The organism is Stenotrophomonas sp. SMYL11, from assembly GCF_036320005.1.
Classification (GTDB): Bacteria; Pseudomonadota; Gammaproteobacteria; order Xanthomonadales; family Xanthomonadaceae; genus Stenotrophomonas; species Stenotrophomonas maltophilia_A.
This window is the reverse complement of sequence record NZ_JAWIRS010000019.1, coordinates 57,268-78,961: the sequence shown is the minus strand read 5'-3', so window position 1 is coordinate 78,961 and position 21,694 is coordinate 57,268. Positions and strand designations below refer to the sequence as shown.

Below are 21,694 nucleotides of genomic sequence, written 5' to 3'. Positions count from 1 at the left end.
CCCCGGGCCCGTGCTTTTTCCCCCCCCCCCGCCCCCCCCGCCGCCCCCCCCCCCCCCCCCCCCCCACGACTCTACAAAACAGCGGGCAATAAAAAACGCCGGAAGCTTTCGCTTCCGGCGTTCTGGCTACCAAACGGTAGCAGACGGATTAGACCGCCTGCACCTGGTCAGCCTGCATACCCTTCTGACCCTGGACGGCGATGAAGGTAACCTTCTGGCCTTCCTGCAGGGTCTTGAAGCCGGTGCCCTGGATGGCACGGAAGTGCACAAACAGGTCCGGGCCGCTTTCCGGGGTGATGAAGCCGAAGCCCTTGGCGTCGTTGAACCACTTGACGGTGCCGGTCTGACGATCAGACATTTGACTAACTCCTGAAACACATGTTGAAAAAATCGCAGCCACCGGGTATCGGGGCCGAGACTGAGTTGCAGGCGTTGGTAAAGCGGATCGATGAGCGGATCGTGAGATCAACTGCACCAGGCCACGATTCACGGTGACCCTAGCAAACACAGTGGGACGAACGATACGCGTGTTTTCTGCAAAAAGCGATAGCCCGGACGTTCATGGGCAGACCCCGCCCGCTAGACGTGACAAGGGCTGGCAGCCGATCGAGGCTAACCCCGAGTCCCCATTCAGGATTTTCCTACCCTACACTGGGTAAATGACTGAAGCTGAAACCCAAGCTGAACCCGCTCTCCCACGCATCTGGGTAGACGCGGACGCCTGCCCCACCGTCATTCGCGACATCCTGTTCCGTGCCGCTGAACGCGTTGGGATCGAGCTGACCCTGGTCGCCAACCAATGGATCCGGACCCCGCCCTCACGCTGGCTGCGCTCGATCCAGGTCCCCCAGGGCCTGGACGTGGCCGACAGCGCCATCGTCGAACGGGTCGCCGCCGGCGACCTGGTGGTCACCCAGGACATCCCGCTGGCTGCGCTGGTGCTGGAGAAGAAGGCGGTGGCCCTGAACCCACGCGGCCAGTTGTACACCCCGAACAACATGGCCGAGCGGCTGTCGATGCGCAATTTCATGGAAGAGCTGCGCGGCGCCGGGGTGCAGACCGGGGGCCCGCCGCCGCTGGGCCCGCGCGACCGGCAGCTGTTCGCCGCCGAGCTGGACCGCTGGCTGGCCCGACGCCCGGTTCGCTGAACGGCCCTACCCGCCCTGGCCGGGCAGGCACAGGCGACGCTGGCTGCTGAACCGCCTACGCACCCCACTCAATGGATCGTCGAAGGCCAGCCCCTGCGCCAGCAGCTGCAGGGGCGACTCGACCGTTTCATCCGGGCGCGGCCTCAGCTGCGGATACAGGTCATCGCCCTCGATGGGGGCGCCCAGCATCGCCATATGCACGCGCAGCTGGTGCTTGCGGCCGGTTTCCGGCAGCAGCCGGTAGCGCCAGACCGGCCCCTCGGCCTCGATCAGCTCGATCCGGCTGTGCGCATTGGGCTCGCCCGGCACTTCGGCCATGCGGAAGAACGGCTCCCCTGGCACCAGCCGGCTGTCCCGCCGCAACGGAAACGCCAGCCCGGGCAGCGCCGGTGCCAGCGCCTCATAGGTCTTCCCGATGCGCCGCTCGCGGAACAGCCGCTGATAGGCATCACGCGTGGCTGCCTGGGTGGAAAACAGCACCAGGCCGGCGGTCAGCCGGTCCAAGCGGTGCAGCGGCGCCAGTTCGGTGTTGCCGGTGCGGGCGACCAGGCGCGATAGCAGGGTTTCCCGTACATACCCACCGACCGGCGTCACCGGCAGGAAGTGCGGTTTGTCGGCCACCAGCAGGTGCGCATCCAGATGCAGGATGGTCTCGGCGAAGGGAATCACCGGCTCGTCGGCCACCTCGCGGAAGTACTGGATTTCCAGCCCCACCTGCCACGGCATGTCCGACGCCAGTGCCCTGCCCTGCGCATCCTGCACGCGGCCTCGGGCGAAGCGGTCCTGCCATTGCGCGCGGTCGATGCGCGGGAAACGCGCGCACAGGCCATCGAGCAGGCTGGGCCAGTGGCCGGGGGGCAGCTGCAGTTGGCTGGGCAGGGTCATGGCGTCCATTCCGGCCACGGGAAAGATCGCCAAGAGTGCCACCATTGACACTGCGCAGACAGCCCGGCAACGGACACCCTTGGAGCAAACCTCTATCATTGACGTCTTTAGTCCACGGATCCCCCATGGCTCTTACCGCCACCATCCGCAAGGCCGAACTGCAGATCAGCGACATGGATCGCGGCTACTACGCGACCCACAACCTGACCCTGGCCCAGCACCCGTCCGAGACCGACGAACGACTGATGGTGCGCCTGCTCGCCTTCGCGCTGAACGCCGGCGACCGCCTGGAATTCGGCCGCGGCCTGAGTACCGACGATGAGCCGGACCTGTGGGAACACGACTACACCGGCGACATCCTGCAGTGGATCGACCTGGGCCATCCGGACGAATCGCGCATCCGCAAGGCCAGCAACCGCAGCCGCCAGGTGCAGGTGATCAACTACGGCGGCAACGCCTCGGAGATCTGGTGGGGCAAGCAGGGCAAGGGCCTGGCGCGTTTCGACAATCTCTCGGTGGTTGATCTGAACGGTGAATTCGTCGAGCGCTGGGGCCAGCAGATCCAGCGCGCGATGCGCTGGAGCGTGCTGATCCAGGACGGTGAAGTGCAGCTGCTCAACGACCAGATCCAGCTCGACGTGATCCCGAACTGGCGCAAGCGCGCCAAGGCATGAGCACGATCCGCTGCGACGTGGTGGTCATCGGCGCCGGTGCGGCCGGGCTGATGACCGCAATCACGGCTGGCCAGCGCGGCCGCCAGGTGCAGGTGATCGACCATGCCAACAAGGTTGGCAAGAAGATCCTGATGTCCGGCGGTGGCCGCTGCAACTTCACCAACACCGGTACCACCCCGGCCAATTTCCTGTCGGCCAACCCGCACTTCTGCAAGTCGGCGCTGGCGCGCTACACGCCCTGGCACTTCATCGAGCTGGTCAGCAAGCACGGCATCGCGTATCACGAAAAAGAGCTGGGCCAGTTGTTCTGCGATGTCTCGTCCAAGCAGATCGTGAAGATGCTGACGGACGAATGCCAGGCGGCAGGCGTGCAGGTGCGTACCGACTGCAGTGTGCAGCGCATCGAGCACGGCAGCGACGGTTTCCGCGTGCACACCACCCATGGCCTGTTCCACTGCGCCTCGCTGGTGGTGGCCACCGGCGGCCTGTCCATTCCCAGCATGGGCGCCACCGGCTTCGGCTATGAAGTGGCCCGACAGTTCGGCCACCAGGTGCTGCCGACCCGCGCCGGCCTGGTGCCGCTCACGCTCAGCGGCAAGCACCAGGAACGGCTGGCCGATCTCAGCGGCGTGGCGCTGCCCATCGAGGCGCGCTGCAACGGAAAGAGCTTCCAGAATTTCATGCTGCTGACCCATCGCGGCGTGAGTGGCCCGGCGATCCTGCAGATCTCCTCGTTCTGGCAACCCGGCGACGCGCTGGAGCTGGACCTGCTGCCCGGCCACGATGCCGGCGAGTGGCTGCGCCAGATGAAGCGCGAGCGGCCTGCCGCAGAACTACGTACTGTACTGGGCGAGGTGCTGCCGAAGCGGCTGGCACAGCGGCTGTGCGAGCACTGGCTGCCTGACCGGCCCGTGCGCCAACTGGATGAGCCGGTGCTGCGCCAGGCCGCACAGCTGCTGGGCGCGTTCCCGCTGGTGGCCAGTGGCACCGAGGGCTACCGCACCGCCGAGGTCACCCTGGGCGGCGTGGACACTGCCGAGGTCTCGTCCTCGACGATGGAATCCAAGCGCGTGCCCGGCCTGCATTTCGTGGGCGAGGTGCTGGATGTGACCGGCTGGCTGGGCGGCTACAACTTCCAGTGGGCCTGGGCCAGCGGCCACGCAGCCGGTGGCGTGGTGTGAACCACATCGCCGTTCGATGCGTGCAAGGGGCGCGCGCATGGACGGTTCGCCGCGCATCGTGTATCTAGATTCGCAGATTGGGGAGCAGTGCATGCAGAACGCGAACGACATCACCATCCGCCTGCTGATCGTCGATGACAGCGGCGAGAATGCCGAAGCCATCGTCAGCACCCTGCGCAACAGCGGCATCGCGGTACGGCCGTGGCGCCCGCAGGATGCAGCCGAACTGGCCCAGGTGCTGTCCAGCCAGGCCATCGACCTGGTGCTGGCGTCGCCCTCGCAGGGCATCCCGCTGCCGCTGGTGGCCCAGCATATTGCCGCCAGCGGCAAGGACATTCCGCTGGTGCTGCTGGCCGAGCGCATCGACGAAGACGAACTGGTACAGGCCAGCAGCCACGGCATCCGTGCCCTCGCCCTGCGCCAGCGTCCGGAGCATCTGCTCGCCGTGGTCCGCGACCAGTGGGTGGACCTGCAGGCGCGTCGCGGCCTGCGCCGCATCGAGGCGCAGATGCGCGAAACCGAGCGCCGCTGCGACGCGCTGATCGCCTCCTCGCGCGATCCCATCGCCTACGTGCACGAAGGCATGCACATCCGCGCCAACGATGCCTATCTGGAGATGTTCGGCTACGAGCATTTCGACGACATCGAGGGCATCTCGCTGCTGGACATGGTCGCCGCCCAGCACGTGGAGGGCTTCAAGCAGCTGCTGAAGGGCCTCAGCCGTGGCGAAGCGCCGCCGCCGCAGTACCAGCTCGATGCCCGCCACGAGGACGGCAGTGCGTTTCCCGCGACGATGGAATTCACTGCCGCCACCTATGAAGGCGAGTCCTGCCTGCAGGTGGTGCTCCGCCGCCGCATGGAGTTCGACCCGGAACTGGCGCGCGAGGTCGAGGACCTGCGCCAGCGCGACCAGGTCACCGGCCTGCTCAATCGCCCGACCTTCATGCTGCAGCTGGAAAGCGCGGTGGCCCAGGCCGGGCGCAGCGAAGGCCAGTTCGGCCTGCTGCTGATCGAGCCGGACCACTACGCGCGCCTGCTGCCGGACATCGGCCTGGCCTCGGCCGACACCCTGATCGGCGCCCTCGCCGCGCTGCTGGCCGAGGTGGTTGGCGAGGACGCGCAGCTGGCCCGCTTCGGCGAACACAATTTCGCCGTGCTGCAGGCCGGGCCCTACGCGCAGACCGTGGCGCTGGCCGAGCGCATCCGCGAAGCCTACGCCGCACACGTCTTCAGCATCGGCGCGCGTTCGGCCACGGTAACGGTCAGCATCGGTGGCGTGCAGGTGGGCGAGAAGATCGCCAGCATCGGCCAGGTGCTGGCACGCGCCAGCGAATGCACGCAGGCCGCCGCCGAACTGGGCAACACCTGCCGCATCTTCGACCCGGCCGCTGCCGACCGAGTGGAGGAAGAACGCGTGCTGCGCTGGGTCGCCCGTATCCGTGAAGCGCTGGCCGGGGACGGCTTCCAGCTGCACTACCAGCCGGTGCTGAACCTTCAGGGCGAGTCGCTGGAACTGTATGAGGCCTACCTGCGCCTGGAACACAATGGCGAACTGCTGAGCCCGACCGCGTTCCTCGGTATCGCGGAGGAACACGGCCTGCTGGCCGACATCAACCGCTGGGTGGTGTCACGGGCGATCGCGGTGCTGGGCCAGCGCGCACGCGAAGGCCATGCCACGCAGATGCTGGTGAAGGTAACGCCGGAATCGTTCGACGACCCGCAGATGATTGCCACCCTGCGCCGCGAGCTGCAGGCTCAGGGTGTACCCGGTGAACGGCTGTGGCTGCATGCGCCGGAAGCGAAGGTGTTCACCCACCTGCGCAGTGCGCAGCAGTTCCTTGCCGAAGTGGCGCCCTTGGGCTGCCGCATCGGCCTGGAGCAGTTCGGTTCGGGGCTGGATTCGTTCCAGCTGCTGGCCCACTTCCAGCCGCAGTTCCTCAAGCTGGACCGCGGTTTCACCAGCGATCTGGCGGCCACCCGCGAGAACATCGACCGCATCAGCCAGATCACCGCGCGCGCGCAGGAAGCCGGCATCCGCACCATCGCCGAGTTCGTCAGCGATGCCAATTCGATGACGTTGCTGTTCAGCGCCGGCGTGGACTACGTGCAGGGCGACTTCGTCGGCCCGGCGTTGCCGGAGATGGGTTTCGAGTTCGGGTGACCGATGGTAGTGGCGGGGGGGGGGGGGGGGCGCGCCCCCCCCCGGGGGGGGCGGGGGCGGGGGGGGCCCGCCCCCCCCCCCCCCCCCCCGCCCCCCGCCCGGCCGGCCCCCCCCCCCCCCCCCGCCACTACCAGAAGAGAAGGCCGGCTTTCGCCGGCCTCTTCGTCGATCAGGTCATGTCGACCAGGTTTTCGATCTTCACGTCCGGATTGACGTCGGCCTCGTAGTCGACACCCTCCACGCCAAAACCGAACAGGCGCAGGAAGTCGGCTTTGTAGCCGGCCAGGTCGCTGATCTCGTACAGGTTCTCGTTGGTCACCTGCGGCCACAGCGCGACCACCTTGCCCTGCACGTCCGCGGCCATTTCCTTGTAATCGGCACGCAGGCGGCCTTCGTCATCGACCAGCGCGACGGTATGGCCATCGCCATCGACCAGGTCGTGGCGCAGGCGATCGACCGCCACGCCATCGGCCTTGCCGCCGTAGAGGATGTCGTACAGCACGTCGAGCTGTTCGATGCAGCCCTCGTGCGTGCCCTTTTCCTTCATCACCTTGAACAGCAGCGACAGGTACAGCGGCATGGTCGGAATGGCCGAGCTGGCCTGGGTGACCACGGCCTTCAGTACCGACACGCGTGCATCACCACCGATCTTGGCCAGCTTCTCGCGCAGGCCCAGCACCTTGGTGTCCAGGTCCTTCTTGGCCGCACCGATCGAGCCATTCCAGTAAATCGCCTGGGTGATCTCTTCGCCCACGTAGGTGAAGGCGGTGGTGGTGCAGCCGTTGGCCAGCACGCCGGCATCGGCCAGTGCATCGATCCACATCTGCCAGTCTTCACCGCCCATCACCGCGACGGTGCCGGCGATCTCTTCCGGGGTCGCCGGCTGCAGATGGGTCTCGGTCAGCACCTCCTTGTCGGTATCCAAGCCACGCAGGGTGATCGGCTCGCCGATCGGCTTCAGCGTGGAGCTGATGATCTCTCCGGTCTTCGGATGCTTGCGGCGCGGCGCGGCCAGGCTGTAGACGACCTGGTCGACCTGGCCGAGATCGGCCTTGATCATCTCGATGGTCCTGGCCTTTACTTCATCGGAGAAGGCATCGCCGTTGATGCTCTTGGCGTACAGGCCGGCTTCGTCGGCGTACTTATGGAACGCGGCCGAGTTGTACCAGCCGGCCGTGCCCGGCTTGGTTTCGCTGCCCGGGCGCTCGAAGAAGATGCCCAGGGTTGCGGCGCCGCTACCGAAGGCGGCAGTAATGCGCGCGGCCAGGCCGTAGCCGGTGGAGGCGCCGATCACCAGCACGCGCTTGGGACCATTCTGGATCGGTGGACGTGCGCGGATGTAGTCGATCTGCTGCTTGACCGCGGCTTCGCAGCCGGTCGGGTGGGTGGTGACGCAGATGAAGCCGCGGACGCGCGGTTTGATGACCATGGATACCTCGGGTTGGCAGATGCGGCGCACGGGGCGCTCAGCAGGAATACAGGCGCGCGCCTGCGCGCGCGAACCGCAGGATCGTAGTGCGCGTGGGCCGAATGCACAACCGACGCTGGCGTAGGGTGGTGTTTCTTTCGCAGGGTTGCACCCTGCACCCGCTGGAAGCCAGAGCCAGAGCAAAAGCGGGTTTCCTGAGGGATGGCGGGGTGGGTCCGGTTGCGGGGGACGCCGTGAATCCGTCCCTGGAGGCTCGGTCGCGCCATCCATGGCGCTCACGCCCCCGCAACCGGACCCACTCCGCCTTCGACAGCTTCCCGCGATCTGTCGGAACGGCATTCTTCTCTGGTTGGTGTCGACCTTGGTCGACACAGTAGATCTGATCCAAGTTTGATTATCTGACAGATATGTCGACCAAGGTCGACAGCTACCAACAGTTGCAGGAATCTGTCGGAGGTGGGGCCATGTGGGTTGGCAGGACCGTTGGCGCCATGGATGGCGCCATCGAGCCCCCAAGGACGGGTTTACGGCGTGTCCTGCCAACCCACATGGCCCCGCCCAACCAGCAGAAAGCCAGCTCCGGCTTTTGACGTTGCCGTTGCATTGAGCGGGTGCAGGGCGCAGCCCTGCCAACAAAAAACCCCGCTTGCGCGGGGTTCTCTGTGCATTGCGTGCAGCGCGAACGCTTACGGGCGACGAGCCAGGGCCTCGACGTCCTTCGCCTTCGGCAGCAGGTCCTGCTTGCTGACGCGCAGGAAACCGATCGTCAGCATCGGCACCGCCACCAGGATCGAGGACAGCACCACGATCACTGCACCGATCATGTGCGTCTCGGCCAGGCCTTCCATCGAGCTGCCGCCGTACATGTACAGAGCCAGCGCCGACAGGAAGAACATCACCGCGGTGATCACCGTACGCGACAGCGTCTGGTTGATCGAACGGTTCAGCACTTCCATCGAGTCCACGCGCAGGCTGCGGAAGTTCTCGCGGACGCGGTCGAAGACCACGATGATGTCGTTGATCGCGAAGCCCATCACCGACAGCAGGCCGGCCAGCACGGTCAGGTCGAACTCACGGCCCAGCAGGGACACGTAAGCGACCGTCACGATCAGGTCGAACATCGCCACGATGCTGGCGGTGACCGCGAACTTCCATTCGAAGCGCACCGCGATGTAGATCAGGAAGCCGGCCAGCATGAAGATGGTGGCGTACAGGCCATTCATCGCCAGGTCCTTGCCGATCTGCGGACCCACGAACTCATTGCGGAGCACGGTGGCCTGGTTGTCGGCGGTGGACAGTGCCTTCACCACGGCGGCGGCGGTGGCCTTGTCCTCGTGCGCGGCGTCGCCGGTACCGGCAGCGTGCTCACCGTGCGGGGCCAGGCGGATCAGCAGATCGGTGTTGCCACCGACGCTCTGCACCTGGGCACCGTCGAAGCCACTTTCCTCGAGCTTGGTACGGACCTGCTCGACGTCCACCGCCTTGTCGAAGCGGGCTTCGATCAGGGTGCCTCCGGTGAAGTCCAGGGCGTAGTTGAAGCCCTTCACGCCGATGATGGCGACCGAGGCCAGGAACACGATGACCGTGACGACCATCGCGACATGGCGCCAGCGCATGAAGTCGATCTTGGTGTCGTTCGGGAGGATGTGCAGCGGAAACAGTTTCATGTGCGTGTCGTCCCGTCAGATGGCCACGTTCTGGAGCTTCTTGCGGCGGCCGTAGATCAGCGTCGCCAGCGCACGCGACACGGTGATCGCGGTGAACATGGAGGCGAAAATACCGATGATCATGGTCAGCGCGAAGCCCTTCAGCGGACCGGTACCGAATGCGAACAGCGCCACACCGACGATCAGGCCGGTCAGGTTGGCGTCGAGGATGGTGCCGGAAGCACGCTCGTAACCGGTCACGATCGCGGTCTTGCCCGGCACGCCGGCACGCAGCTCTTCACGGATACGCTCGTTGATCAGCACGTTGGCGTCCACCGACAGGCCGACCGACAACGCCAGGCCGGCGAAGCCCGGCAGGGTCATGGTCGCGCCGAACAGCGACATCACCGCCACCACGATCAGCAGGTTGAACAGCATCGCGATCGAGGTGATCACGCCGAACATGCGGTAGTAGACGCTGAAGAACACCAGGGTGAACAGGAATGCGAACACCACCGCGCGCATACCGTTCTTGACGTTCTCGGCACCGAGGCTCGGGCCGACCACGCGCTCTTCGACGAAGTCCATCGGCGCGGCCAGCGAACCCGACTTCAGCAGCTTGGCCAGGTCCTCGGCTTCCTTCTTCTGCAGGCCGGTGGTCTGGAAGTTCTTGCCGAACACGCCGTTGATGTTGGCCACCGAGATCACTTCCTCGTTGACCTTGAAGCCACGCACTTCCTGGCCGTCGACGACGGTCACGGTCGGCACGCGCTCGGTATAGACCACCGCCATCGGCTTGTTCACGTTGGCGCTGGTGAAGTCGAACATGCGCTGGCCGCCGACATTGTTCAGTGTCACGCTGACCGCCGGAGAGCCGCTGTTCGAATCGGTCACCGCCTGCGCGCCGACCATCTGGTCACCGGTGACGATCACGCGCTTGTTCAGCAGGACCGGACCACCGCCATCACGACGCTGATAGATCTTCGCCTCCGGCGGAATGCGGCCACTCACAATTTTGTCAGCGACACTTGTCGGATTACCGTCCACCACGGCCCGGTATTCCAAGGTAGCGGTGGCGCCGATCATGCGCTTGGCTTCGGCGGTGTCCTGCACGCCCGGCAGCTGCACCACCACGCGGTCGGCACCCTGGCGCTGGATGATCGGCTCGGCCACACCAAGCTGGTTCACGCGGTTGCGCAGGGTGTTGATGTTCTGCTCGATGGCGCCGTTGGCGATCTGGGTGATCTCGGTTTCCGGCACGGTCACCGTGATGCGATTGCCACTGACGTCGTAGCCGAGGGTCGGCTGCGCCTTCACCAGGGCGGTGCGGGCACGCTGCGCGGCGTCGTCACCGGCGGACGGGCTCAGGTTCGCCACGATGCTGTTGTCAGCGCGGCGTTCCACCGACTGGTAAGGGATGCGGGCGTCGCGCAGGGTGCTGCGCACGTCTTCGGTGTAGGCGTCCAGGCGCTTGTCCAGGGCGGCCTTCTGGTCGACCTGAAGCACGAAGTGCACGCCACCCTGCAGGTCCAGGCCCAGCACCATCGGGCGACCGCCCAGGTTGGCCAGCCAGTCCGGCACGGTCGAGGCCAGGTTAAGGGCCACGGTGTACTTTTCGCCGACCGTGTCACGCAGGGCGTCGCTGGCAGCGGACTGCGCCTTCAGGTCCGGCAGGCGGACGATCAGGCTTTCCCCTTCCTTCTCGGCACCGACGGTGGCGACACCGGCCTTCTTCAGGTCGGCCAGCACACGGTCACGCAGCGCATCGTCGATCTGGCCGCCACGGTTGGCGGTGATCTGGAGGGCCGGGTCCTTCTGGTAGATGTTGGGCAGCGCGTACAGCGCGCTGAGCGCCAGTACGATCAGGATGACGACGTACTTCCAGCGTGGAAATTCGAGCATTGCTTGGGTCCCGCGCGGCGCCATCCCCGGCGCCGCGGTTGTGCATCGGAAAGGGAGTGGCTTACTGGGCCGACTTCAGGGTACCGGCCGGCAGCACGTTGCCGACAGCGCCCTTCTGCACGCGGATGCGCACGTTGTCCGCCACTTCAATGGTGATGAAGTTGTCGCCGATGTCGGTGACGATGCCGGCGATGCCGCCGTTGGTCAGCACTTCGTCGCCACGCTTGATCTTCTCCAGCATGGCCTTGTGCTCCTTCTGCCGCTTCATCTGCGGGCGGATCATCAGGAAGTACATGATGGCGATCAGGATGACCGGGAACAGCAGCGTGGTCAGGCCCATGCCCTGCGGTTGGCCACCGGCGGCCTGGGCGTGGGCGGCGGGAATCAGGAAGGCAAGCAGGTTCATCGTTGGTCCTTTGGTTGGGCGGCGCTTCGGCCCTTTCACGGGCACGAGGTGTCGACCGCGGATCTGGGTCAGCCTTGAAGTATGCCACGGCCCCGGGCATTCGTCCTTGGGCCGTTTGGCAGGGGGCGTCCGGGTTACAGGGGCGGCGCGACCGCCCCGCGTGCCGCGTAGAAAGACTCACGGAAGGCCAGGAAGGTTCCCGCCTCGATGGCCGCACGGATGTCGGCCATGAGCTTTTCGTAATAGAACAGGTTGTGCAGGGTGCCCAGCATCGGCGCCAGCATCTCGTTGCAGCGGTCCAGGTGGCGCAGGTAGGAACGGGTATAGCCGCCGGTGCAGGCCACGCAGCCGCAGCCCGGCTCGATCGGGTCCATGTCGCGCGCGTACTGTGAATTGCGGATGCGGACGGTGCCGAACGAGGTGAAATAGTGTCCGTTGCGCGCGTTGCGGGTCGGCATCACGCAGTCGAACATGTCCACGCCACGTGCGACACCCTCGACCAGGTCCTCCGGCCGGCCCACACCCATCAGGTAGCGCGGACGGTCGCCCGGCAGTTCCGGGTCCAGGTGGTCGAGCATGGCGTTGCGCTCGTGCTCCGGCTCGCCCACGGCCAGGCCACCGATGGCGTAACCGTCGAAGCCGATCGCCTGCAGGGCCTCGGCCGAGCGGCTGCGCAGGTCGGTGTGCACGCCGCCCTGGACGATACCGAACAGGGCCGCGTCGTTGCCGAGCTCGTCATGCGCATTGCGGCTGCGCTGGGCCCAGCGCAGGCTCAGCTCCATCGAGCGGCGCGCCACGTCCTCGGTGGCCGGGTACGGGGTGCACTCATCGAAGATCATCACCACGTCCGAATCGAGCACCTTCTGGATCTTCATGCTCTCTTCCGGGCCCAGGAACACGCGGGCACCGTCGGTGGGCGAGGCGAAGGTCACGCCCTGCTCGGTGATCTTGCGGCGGTGGGCCAGCGAGAACACCTGGAAACCGCCGGAGTCGGTCAGGATCGGGCCATCCCAGCGACAGAAGCCGTGCAGTCCGCCGTGGTCGGCGATGATGTCCAGGCCCGGGCGCAGGTACAGGTGGAACGTGTTGCCGAGGATGATCTCGGCGCCCAGCGCACGCACCTGGTCCGGCAGGATGCCCTTGACCGAGCCATAGGTCCCCACCGGCATGAAGGCCGGCGTTTCCACCGTGCCACGCGGGAAGGTCAGGCGGCCACGGCGGGCACGGCCGTCGCGGGTCTGGAGCTGGAACTGCAATCGGGACATGGAGCGGTCGTTCAGGCAAATAGTCGCCTATTGTCTCCCAAAACCAGGCACCTCGGCCATCCAGGCCCGAATGGACCGATGTCCAAGCGACATGACTGTTGGGTTGTCGCATCTGGCCTTGGCCTTGGCTTGTCGACCCTCCAAGATGGGCGGCCTACGTATTTCGCCAGGAAATCAGGCCCAAGATGAATAGAAGTGACCGCGAGGTACTGGAAGCAATTCTTGGGGGAAAAATCGCGCAACGAGCCGATCGAATCGCCCCGGGTATAAACCCAGTAGCCGGAGTGGAGTTCATCTATTACGAGGATTTCCATACCAGCAGCGCTTTAAGTCAGTTCCGCAAACTGCTGGCCTCTGCTGGCGAGTTCACCGCGAGCAGCGGTGGCATCGTATCGGACAGTTGCCGGATAGCCCTGCCCAACGGCCAGTGCTTCCTCGCCCTTTCCTTCCACGGCGATCTGGATGGATGGCGGAAGGCGGTGGAAGCCGGGGCACGCAACCTCGGCCTTCGCCTGGCCCGCATTGAAGCTGACCACCTGATCATCTCCGACGGCCAGTCCGTTCCACTCAGCGAATGCAAGGTGGATTTGGGCTGAGCAGCCCGGCGGAACCGGCTTGCGGAAGGAATTATCCACGCATGGCATGTATCTACTACAGCGCTGAAGGCAGTAGAGCCACGCCATGCGTGACTTTCCTGGCCTCCAGGCACCTGCAAGTGCGCACCAACGGTGCGCACCCACCACAAGCAGGCAGAGGTCAGCTCCCTACCCCGCCTGTGGGAACAGCAGCATCGCGTCGCCGTAGCTGAAGAAGCGGTAGCGCTGCTCGATCGCGTGCTGGTAGGCCTCGAACACGCGCTCCTTGCCGGCGAACGCGGAGATCATCATCAACAGCGTGCTTTCCGGCAGGTGGAAATTGGTCACCATCGCGTCGACGCTGCGGATGCGGTAGCCCGGAGTGATGAAGATCTGGGTCTCCCCAGCGAACGGCAGCAGTTCACCATCGCGCATCGCGCTTTCCAGCGCGCGCACCACGGTGGTGCCCACGCCGATCACCCGACCACCGGCCTCACGGGTGCGCCGCACCTGCTGGACCAGTTCGGCACCCACGTTCAGCCACTCGCGGTGCATCACGTGATCCTTCAGGTCATCGGCCCGCACCGGCTGGAACGTGCCCGCGCCCACATGCAGGGTCACATGACCGAACTCGACGCCCTTCCCTTTCAACGCCGCCAGCAGCGGTTCGTCGAAATGCAGGCCGGCGGTCGGTGCCGCCACTGCGCCCACTTCGCGCGCGAACACGGTCTGGTAGCGCTCGCGATCATCCACCCCCGGCTCACGCTGGATGTACGGCGGCAGCGGCAGGCGGCCGGCATGCAGCAGCCACTGTTCCAGCGATTCCGGCACATGGAACTGCAGCACGTAGAACTCGCCATCGCGGCCCAGCACCTCGGCTTCGCCACCGGCATCCAGCGCGATGCGGCTGCCGGCCTTGGGCGACTTGCTGGCGCCCACCTGCGCGCGGGCCTGCTGGCCACCCAGCAGGCGCTCGATCAGGATCTCCACGCGGCCGCCACTGGCCTTCTGCCCGAACAGGCGCGCCGGGATCACCCGGGTGTCGTTGAACACCAGCAGGTCGCCCGGCTGCAGCAGCGACGGCAGGTCGCGCACCTGCAGGTCGGTGAAGGCATCGGGCGCTGGAGGCACCAGCAGCAGGCGGCTTGCGGAACGTTCGGCCAGGGGCGCCTGCGCGATCAGTTCAGCCGGCAGGTCGTAGTTGAAATCGGACTTCTTCAAGGCAGTGGGCGGCAACAGGTCGACAATGGCGCGCATTGTACGTGCAGCGTCTGCGAGCCGGCGTGCTTCGCGGCGAACGTCGCGCAAAATGCTGCTATGCAGCAGGTTTCTGCGGGGTTATCGCGCAAAAAAACAAGTGCTAGCATCGAGCCGGAAGTCCGCTGCACGAGCCTGCCCCAAGCGCGCGTGATGACGCGCGTTTTGCTTTTGAAGACCCGTGCGACCCATTGTTTCAGGAGATCTGCAATGAGCTTCATCGAACGCCTCGCCCCCCTGCGCAGCCAGCCCGGCACCCGTCTCACCACCGGGCTGGACGATGCCACCCTGACCGCCCTGTCCGCCAACCACCCGCAGCTGATCGCCGCGGTGGACGCCGCCGCCGAAGAGTTCGCGCGCGTGCAGGCCGACCTGGGGCCGCTGCTGGCTCAGGACGAACAGGCGCAGATCGACGCGATGCAGGACGGTTTCGTCAATTTCTATGCCGATGACGCGGTGACCCCGTATGTGGCACTGGCTGCGCGCGGCCCGTGGGTGGTCACCCTGAAGGGCGCCGTGCTGTACGACGCCGGCGGCTACGGCATGCTCGGCTTCGGGCACACCCCGGACGCCGTGCTGGAGGCGATGGCCCGCCCGCAGGTGATGGCCAACATCATGACCCCCAGCCTGTCTCAGCAGCGCTTCATCACCGCCCTGCGCGCCGAGATCGGCCACCGCCGTGGCGGCTGCCCGTTCGCCCGTTTCATGTGCCTGAATTCCGGTTCCGAGGCGGTCGGCCTGGCCGCGCGCATCGCCGACGTCAACGCCAAGCTGCAGACCGACCCCGGCGCACGCCACGCCGGTGCTGCGATCAAGCGCGTGGTGGTCAAGGGCAGCTTCCATGGCCGCACCGACCGGCCTGCCCTTTATTCGGATTCCAGCCGCAAGAGCTACATGCAGCACCTGGCCAGCTACCGTGGCGAAGACTCGGTGATCACCGTGGCGCCGTACGACGAAGCCGGCCTGCGCAAGGTGTTCGAGGATGCCGCGCGCAACCAGTGGTTCATCGAGGCGGTGTTCCTGGAACCGGTGATGGGCGAAGGCGACCCGGGCCGCTCGGTGCCGCCGTCGTTCTATGCCGTCGCCCGCGAACTGACCCGTGCCCATGGCAGCCTGCTGCTGCTCGACTCGATCCAGGCCGGCCTGCGTGCGCATGGCGTGCTCTCGGTGGTCGATTACCCCGGCTTCGAAGGCCTGGACCCGCCGGACATGGAGACCTACTCCAAGGCGCTCAACGCCGCGCAGTACCCACTGTCCGTGCTGGCGGTGACCGAGCATGCCGCGCAGCTGTACCGCAAGGGCATCTATGGCAACACGATGACCAGCAACCCGCGGGCGCTGGACGTGGCCTGCGCCACCCTGGCCCAGCTGACCCCGCAGGTGCGCGCCAACATCGCCGAGCGTGGTGCCGAGGCCGTGCGCAAGCTGGAACAGCTGAAGAACGAGCTGGGCGGACTGATCACCAAGGTGCAGGGCACCGGCCTGCTGTTCTCCTGCGAACTGGCGCCGCAGTTCAAGTGCTACGGCGCCAACTCCACCGAGGAATGGCTGCGCCAGCACGGCATCAACGTGATCCACGGTGGCGAGAACTCGCTGCGCTTCACCCCGCACTTCGGCATGGACAGCGAAGAGCTGGACCTGCTGGTGGGGATGGTCGGCCGCGCGCTGCGTGAAGGCCCGCGCCGCGAGCAGGCAGCGGCGGCGTAAGTCTCGTTCTTTGTAGAGTCGAGCTTGCTCGACTGCACTTCGTTCAGGCACCGCGATAGTCGAGCAAGCTCGACTCTACTGAACGAAGAGCAGCCGAGCGCGGCTCGGTTCTACAGAAGGCCTCTCAAGGCCTCATAATCCTTGGACACCCCGTCCCTGACCGCCCTGCGGTCGGCGACGGGGCGTTTTCGTTTCCGGCCAAGAGACAGGAAGATCCATGAAATCGATCTGTGTGTACTGTGGTTCCAACGCTGGCAGCAAGCCGGCCTATACCGAACGCGCCCTTGCCCTGGGCGACCGCATCGCCCGCGACGGGATGCGCCTGGTATACGGCGGCGGCAATGTCGGCCTGATGGGAACCGTGGCCAATGCCGTGCTCGCCGCCGGCGGCGAAGTGACCGGCGTGATCCCGCGCCAGCTGGCCGACTGGGAAGTGGCCCACCGCGGCCTGACCGAACTGGAAATTGTCGGTTCGATGCATGAACGCAAGTCACGCATGTTCGACCTCGCCGATGGCTTCGTCACGCTGCCCGGCGGCTTCGGCACCATGGAAGAGATCTTCGAGATGCTGACCTGGCGCCAGCTGGGCATCGGCAACAAGCCGTGCGCGTTCCTCGACGTGGAAGGTTTCTACGCCCCGCTGATCGGCATGATCGACCGCATGGTGGAAGAGCGCTTCCTGCACCCGGACCAGCGCCAGGACCTGTGGTACGGCTCGGACATCGAAGAGATGCTGGAGTGGATGAAGAACTACAAGCCAGCGCAGGCCTCGAAGTGGATCGACGAAAAGCGTCGCGCCGCCCTGCGCTGATGCTTTCCTGCGCGGCGGCTCAGACCGCCGCGCAGCTCCACGGGGCGGGCCGCCCCAGCAGATAGCCCTGCCCGTAGTCGCAGCCCAGTTCGCGCAGGGTTTGCCGCTGCGCCTCGGTTTCGATGCCCTCACCGATGGTCTCGATGCCCAGCGTGCGCGCCAGCGACAGCACGCCCTCGACCAGCGCGCGCGTACTCTGCACTTCCGGTCCATGCAGGCCGGCGATGAAGCTCTGGTCGATCTTCAGCGTACTGATCGGGAAACGGTGCAGGTAGGACAGCGCGGAGAAGCCGGTACCGAAATCGTCCAGCTGCACCTGGATGCCGCGCTCTCGCAGGCCCTGCAGGATGCGCAGCGTGTGCGGGCCATCGTCCAGCAGCGCCACCTCGGTGATCTCCAGGCGCAGCCGGCACGGATCGGCACCACATGCATCCAGCAGGCCGAACAGGCGCCCGCTGAACCCGGCGGAGCGGAAATGGCGCGGTGATACGTTCACCGAGACATAGGTGTGCCCGCCTTCGGCCAGGCCGGCGATGACCTGTTCGTAGATCAGCCAGTCGACCTGTTCGATCAGGCCGCTTTCCTCGCCCAGCTCCAGGAACGCCCCCGGCAGCAGCAGGCCGCGGCGCTCATGCTGCCAGCGCAGCAGCGCCTCGTGGCCCACCACCTCGCCATCGGACAGGCGCACGATCGGCTGGTAGAACGGCACGAAATCGCGGTTGTTGATCGCCCGACGCAGGTCGGCTTCCAGGTCCAGGCTGCGCATGGCCTGCTCACGCATGTCCTCGTCGAAGATCGCACAGCGGTCATGGCCCTGCGCCTTGGCCCGATACATTGCCGCGTCGGCATCACGCAGCAGCTCTTCGCCGGTGCGGTAGCGGGGGTTCCACAGCGCGATGCCCAGGCTGCCGGACGGGAACAGTTCGCGCCCGGCGATCCACATCGACTCCTGCAGCGCCAGCAGCAGGCGCTGGCCAAAATCCAAGGCCTGCGCCAGGCCCTGCGGGCATTGCAGCAGCACCGCGAATTCGTCGCCGCCCAGCCGGGCCACCACGTCCCCGGTGCCGGCCATCGATACGATGCGCTTGGCCACTTCCACCAGCATGCGGTCGCCGGCGGCATGCCCGATGCTGTCGTTGACCAGCTTGAAGCGGTCCAGATCGAGGAACAGCACGGCGAACACCGGGCCGCCCTCACGCTTGGCCAGTGCCAGCGCATCCTGCAGTCGGTCCAGCAGATGCAGGCGGTTGGGCAGGCCGGTCAGCGCATCGTGCATGGCTTGGTGGGTCAAGCGCTGTTCGGCACGCAGGCGCTCGCCGATCTGGCCGAGCAGCTTTTCGTTGACCTCGGCCAGTTCGCGCGTGCGTTCCTCCACGCGCTTCTCCAGCTCGGCATGCGCCGAGCGCAGCCGTTGCTGGTCGCGCTGACGGGCCAGGCCGGTACCGATGTTCTGCGCGACGAAGGTCAGCAGGCGCTGGTCATGCAAGCTGAAAATGCTGTTCTCGCTGTAGCTCTGCACCACGATCGCGCCGACCACTTCGTCGTCGCGCAGCAGCGGTACGCCCAGCCAGCAGTGCGAACGCGCACCGGATTCACGCACTTCGCCACTGGCCAGCAGCGCATCGATCTGTGCGCGTGATGCCAACAGTGGCCGCCGGTTGCGCACCACGTACTCGGTCAGGCCCCGGCTGAACGGTCGCGGCGCGCGGCTGGCATTGTGCTCGTCCACCGAATAGACGAAGTCCAGGCCATTGCCGGCCGGGTTGACCAGGGCGATGTAGAAATTGCGTGCGTCAAGCAGGCGCCCGACCACCCCATGCACCTGTCCGTAGAACTGCGCCAGGCTGTCGGCCGACATCGCCATCTCGGCGATGTTGTACAGGGCGGTCTGTAGCTGTTCGGCGCGTCGACGCTCGGCCACCTCGTCCTGCAGGCTGTGATTGGCGCGCTGCAGTTCCTGGGTGCGCCGCGCCACCTGCTGCTCCAGCCGCACCTGCGCCTGGCGCCGGTCCATCGCGGTCTGCACGTGCTGCGCAACGAAGCCCAGCAATGCGCGCTCGGCCTCGCCATAGCGGGCTGCCTGCTCATAGCTCTGGACCACGATGGCACCGCATACGCGGCCATCGCGCAGCATCGGCACGCCCAGCCAATCCAGGCTTTCGGGCCCGCGTTGCGGGTCGTGCTCCTGTTCCATCACCTGCGCCAGCAGTTCGCGCGAGGGACCACTGAGCGGCTTGCCATGACGCAGCAAAGCCACGGTCAGGCTGCGCGGCATCTCGCTGGCATCATGGCTCTGCGTGGGATCGGCGACGAAATCATCAACCTGATCAGCGAAGTACAGGAAACGGATCTGGTCGCGCACATCGTCGTATTCCACGATGTAGCAGTTCTCGGCATACATCAGCGTGCCCAGCACACCATGCACGTGGCGCAGCATCTCGGCCATTTCCAGGTCGGCACCGGCCAGATCTGCAATCTGGAACAAGGCCTGCTGCAACCGCTCGGCCTCTTCCAGCGCCTTGATCTGGCCGGCCTGGCGGCCGCGCTGCAGCGCCAGCTCCATCGCCTGCCGGGCAACCCCCCACCATGCCGGCGAAGGCACCGCGCCTTCCACCGACAACAGCAGGCGCGCCCCATCATGTTCCCAACCGTGCTGGCCATCGCCCACGCCTGGCGCTGCCGCATCACCTCCGGCAGCCGCCCTCGGCCAGGCCCCCTGGCCACGGCCAAGCTGCGGGTCATCCCAGCCGACGCGGACCACGGCCGTTTCCGGCAAAAGCGCATGCAACGCGCGCACCAGCGCCGTGCTCAGCACGGCCTCGTGTAGTGGTTCTTCCGCCGGTTCAGCATGCGTGGACAAATGACAATCTCTTGGCGCCGTCTGTGCGTCGCCTCCCCTGAGCCGCCGAGCATAGCGCGCCACCCGGGGGGCAATGGAAGCCCGTAAACCCCGAATCGTGCGCCCGTACGTTTTTCCTGATGACCGTAGCCCCTTCCGAGCCATGACCCTCGCCCTGCCCGCCCCCGCCACCGGCTATGCGCCATCGCCTGCAGGCCTTACCCTGTACGCCGTGGAAGCCAGCGCACTGCCAACCGATGAAGCCTTGATGCTGGCCTGGGCCGGTGGCGACCTGCGTGCGTTTGAAAGCCTGTATGCGCGCCACCGCAAGCGCCTGTTCGGCTTCCTGCTGCGGCAACTGCGCGACAACGCGCTGGCCGAGGAGATCTTCCAGGACGTCTGGCAGCGGGTGATCAGCGCCCGTGCGGGGTGGCAACCGGACGCGGCGTTCAGCACCTGGCTGTTCCGCATCGCCCACAACCGCCTGAACGACCATTGGCGCGCCGCCCGCCACCGGCCGGCTGCCCCGGCCGATGCCGATCTGCGCCTCGCCGCGATCGAGGATGGACAGACCCCGGAAGGCGAGCTTTCCGAATTCGAACAACGTCGCCGCATCCAGCTGGCGATGGAACAACTGCCGCCCGAACAGCGCGAAGTGCTGCAACTGCGGCTGGATCAGGAACTGAGCCTGGAGGAGATCGGCCAGATCACCGGCGTAGGCCGGGAAACCGTGAAATCGCGGCTGCGCTATGCGATGGACAAGCTGCGTGCGGGATTGAACGCATGAACCGAGACGAACCGCTGACGGCGGAAGAACGCGAGCTGGCCCGGCTGCTCGGCCGTCGCGCCGAACAGGCACCGCCCGCCGCACTGGACGCCGCCATCCTGGCCGCGGCCCGCGCTGCCGTGGACGCTCCGGCTGCCGATGCGGTCGCCTCTCCCGAGGCCCCGCGCACGCAGCGCACACGCCCGCGTTGGCCGGCGGTGTTCGGCATCGCCGCCTCGATGGTGTTCGCCATCGGCATCGCCTGGCAGCTGCGCCCGGAGCCGCCACCGGTTCCGGCGGGTGAGGCCGCTGTTGCGGCGGCACCGGCTGCGGCAGAAGACGTCGCGGCTGCCGATCAGGCCGCTGAGCGCAGTGCAGCCGACAGCGCGGTGGGGGCTGCGGAACCGGCCGCTGCGCCCGCAGCACCCGAGGCAGCCCCGGTTGCCGCTGCCCCGGCACCGGCCATCGCGCGCGCGCCCAGGCCTGCGCCGACCGGGACCGCTGAAGCGCCGGCCCAGGCTGCACGATCGATGGCTGCGGATGCGGCCGCCGATACCTCTTTTGCGGCCCTGCCGCCCGCGCCGGCAGCAGCACCCCCTGCGCCTCCGGCTCCCACCGCCTACTCGGCACCCGCGCCGCTGATGGCGCCGGTTGTCGCCAGTGGTTCGCTGAAGGCGCGCTCGGCAGGCACGCCAGAGTCCAACAGCGTGCAGGCCGAACAGGCCCCGGCATTGGACCGGGTAGAAATCACCTCGGTGAAGCGTGAGGCTCCCAGCCGTTCCGCACCAGGCATCATGCGCCGCGGCAGCGATGCGGGCCTGAGCGCGGACGCCGTGCAGGCCGAGGTGGAGGCTGACGCACGACTGCCGCGCCGGCAGTGGCTGCAGAAGATCCGTGCACGACGCGACGACGGCCAGCGCGATCTGGCCCGTGCCAGCCTGGAGCGCTACATGCAGCAGTACCCGGAAGCGCGCCTGCCGCGCGACCTGCGCCCGCTGCTGGACGACTGAGTACCACGGAAATCGGGAGCAACACCGTAGAA

The 21,694-nt window shown here is 66.5% G+C and carries 18 protein-coding genes; 9 read left to right on the top strand and 9 right to left on the bottom strand.

What is annotated here, in order from left to right:
• Nucleotides 1-148: 148 nt before the first annotated feature.
• The gene (locus V3B46_RS19690) at nucleotides 149-358 is read right to left on the bottom strand and encodes a cold-shock protein (RefSeq protein ID WP_004153307.1); all 210 of its coding nucleotides are present in this window, start codon (nucleotides 356-358) and stop codon (nucleotides 149-151) included.
• A gap of 301 nt (nucleotides 359-659) precedes the next feature.
• Here V3B46_RS19690 and V3B46_RS19685 point away from each other — a divergent pair, with 301 nt between their 5' ends.
• Nucleotides 660-1,148 carry a YaiI/YqxD family protein gene (locus tag V3B46_RS19685; protein WP_010484520.1) on the top strand — a complete coding sequence of 163 codons (489 nt, stop codon included), beginning with the start codon at nucleotides 660-662 and terminating at the stop codon, nucleotides 1,146-1,148.
• Between the two features lie 6 nt (nucleotides 1,149-1,154).
• Here the strand turns inward: V3B46_RS19685 and V3B46_RS19680 are convergent, their stop codons facing one another.
• On the bottom strand, nucleotides 1,155-2,033 hold the full coding sequence (locus V3B46_RS19680; RefSeq protein WP_154263253.1) for a pseudouridine synthase: 879 nt from the start codon (nucleotides 2,031-2,033) through the stop codon (nucleotides 1,155-1,157).
• Nucleotides 2,034-2,158: 125 nt separating this feature from the next.
• Here V3B46_RS19680 and V3B46_RS19675 point away from each other — a divergent pair, with 125 nt between their 5' ends.
• The 3 genes from V3B46_RS19675 (at nucleotide 2,159) to V3B46_RS19665 (ending at nucleotide 6,049) form a co-directional block, all read left to right on the top strand.
• Nucleotides 2,159-2,707, top strand: coding sequence for a YaeQ family protein (locus V3B46_RS19675; RefSeq protein ID WP_329892685.1), 549 nt, complete (start codon nucleotides 2,159-2,161; stop codon nucleotides 2,705-2,707).
• On the top strand, nucleotides 2,704-3,888 hold the full coding sequence (locus V3B46_RS19670) for a BaiN/RdsA family NAD(P)/FAD-dependent oxidoreductase (protein ID WP_329892684.1): 1,185 nt from the start codon (nucleotides 2,704-2,706) through the stop codon (nucleotides 3,886-3,888). Before V3B46_RS19675 ends, V3B46_RS19670 begins: the two co-directional genes overlap by 4 nt.
• Before the next feature lie 91 nt (nucleotides 3,889-3,979).
• Nucleotides 3,980-6,049 carry an EAL domain-containing response regulator gene (locus V3B46_RS19665; protein ID WP_329892683.1) on the top strand — a complete coding sequence of 690 codons (2,070 nt, stop codon included), beginning with the start codon at nucleotides 3,980-3,982 and terminating at the stop codon, nucleotides 6,047-6,049.
• Nucleotides 6,050-6,218: 169 nt separating this feature from the next.
• Here the strand turns inward: V3B46_RS19665 and fabV are convergent, their stop codons facing one another.
• From fabV to tgt, 5 genes are all read right to left on the bottom strand, one after another.
• The gene (fabV, locus tag V3B46_RS19660; RefSeq protein WP_071228982.1) at nucleotides 6,219-7,478 is read right to left on the bottom strand and encodes an enoyl-ACP reductase FabV; all 1,260 of its coding nucleotides are present in this window, start codon (nucleotides 7,476-7,478) and stop codon (nucleotides 6,219-6,221) included.
• 686 nt (nucleotides 7,479-8,164) lie between these two features.
• Nucleotides 8,165-9,145 (bottom strand): protein translocase subunit SecF, encoded by a 981-nt coding sequence (gene secF / locus V3B46_RS19655; RefSeq protein ID WP_329892682.1) that lies wholly within the window; start codon nucleotides 9,143-9,145, stop codon nucleotides 8,165-8,167.
• Nucleotides 9,146-9,160: 15 nt separating this feature from the next.
• On the bottom strand, nucleotides 9,161-11,026 hold the full coding sequence (secD, locus tag V3B46_RS19650) for a protein translocase subunit SecD (RefSeq protein WP_329892681.1): 1,866 nt from the start codon (nucleotides 11,024-11,026) through the stop codon (nucleotides 9,161-9,163).
• A 61-nt stretch (nucleotides 11,027-11,087) separates the two neighbouring features.
• Nucleotides 11,088-11,432, bottom strand: coding sequence for a preprotein translocase subunit YajC (gene yajC, locus V3B46_RS19645; protein ID WP_005409257.1), 345 nt, complete (start codon nucleotides 11,430-11,432; stop codon nucleotides 11,088-11,090).
• A 134-nt stretch (nucleotides 11,433-11,566) separates the two neighbouring features.
• Nucleotides 11,567-12,697, bottom strand: a complete 1,131-nt coding sequence (tgt, locus tag V3B46_RS19640) for a tRNA guanosine(34) transglycosylase Tgt (protein ID WP_029379947.1) — start codon at nucleotides 12,695-12,697, stop codon at nucleotides 11,567-11,569.
• 185 nt (nucleotides 12,698-12,882) lie between these two features.
• On the opposite strand from tgt, the gene V3B46_RS19635 reads away from it, so the two are divergent.
• Nucleotides 12,883-13,293 (top strand): hypothetical protein, encoded by a 411-nt coding sequence (locus tag V3B46_RS19635; RefSeq protein ID WP_329892680.1) that lies wholly within the window; start codon nucleotides 12,883-12,885, stop codon nucleotides 13,291-13,293.
• Nucleotides 13,294-13,461: 168 nt separating this feature from the next.
• On the opposite strand, the gene queA is transcribed toward V3B46_RS19635, so the two are convergent.
• A complete protein-coding gene (gene queA / locus V3B46_RS19630) occupies nucleotides 13,462-14,529 on the bottom strand; it encodes a tRNA preQ1(34) S-adenosylmethionine ribosyltransferase-isomerase QueA (RefSeq protein ID WP_329892679.1) in 1,068 nt (355 codons plus the stop codon).
• 210 nt (nucleotides 14,530-14,739) lie between these two features.
• Here queA and V3B46_RS19625 point away from each other — a divergent pair, with 210 nt between their 5' ends.
• Together V3B46_RS19625 and V3B46_RS19620 are read left to right on the top strand one after the other, a co-directional pair.
• Entirely contained in the window at nucleotides 14,740-16,236 is a 1,497-nt protein-coding gene (locus tag V3B46_RS19625; protein WP_005409254.1) for an aminotransferase class III-fold pyridoxal phosphate-dependent enzyme, read from the top strand.
• Nucleotides 16,237-16,453: 217 nt separating this feature from the next.
• The gene (locus V3B46_RS19620) at nucleotides 16,454-17,047 is read left to right on the top strand and encodes an LOG family protein (protein WP_032128301.1); all 594 of its coding nucleotides are present in this window, start codon (nucleotides 16,454-16,456) and stop codon (nucleotides 17,045-17,047) included.
• Nucleotides 17,048-17,066: 19 nt separating this feature from the next.
• On the opposite strand, the gene V3B46_RS19615 is transcribed toward V3B46_RS19620, so the two are convergent.
• Nucleotides 17,067-19,907: a bifunctional diguanylate cyclase/phosphodiesterase gene (locus tag V3B46_RS19615; protein WP_329892678.1), complete on the bottom strand. Its 2,841-nt coding sequence runs from the start codon at nucleotides 19,905-19,907 to the stop codon at nucleotides 17,067-17,069.
• 247 nt (nucleotides 19,908-20,154) lie between these two features.
• On the opposite strand from V3B46_RS19615, the gene V3B46_RS19610 reads away from it, so the two are divergent.
• Together V3B46_RS19610 and V3B46_RS19605 are read left to right on the top strand one after the other, a co-directional pair.
• Entirely contained in the window at nucleotides 20,155-20,673 is a 519-nt protein-coding gene (locus V3B46_RS19610) for an RNA polymerase sigma factor (protein WP_229301232.1), read from the top strand.
• Nucleotides 20,670-21,662, top strand: coding sequence for a hypothetical protein (locus V3B46_RS19605; RefSeq protein WP_329892677.1), 993 nt, complete (start codon nucleotides 20,670-20,672; stop codon nucleotides 21,660-21,662). Before V3B46_RS19610 ends, V3B46_RS19605 begins: the two co-directional genes overlap by 4 nt.
• The last annotated feature ends 32 nt before the right edge of the window (nucleotides 21,663-21,694 follow it).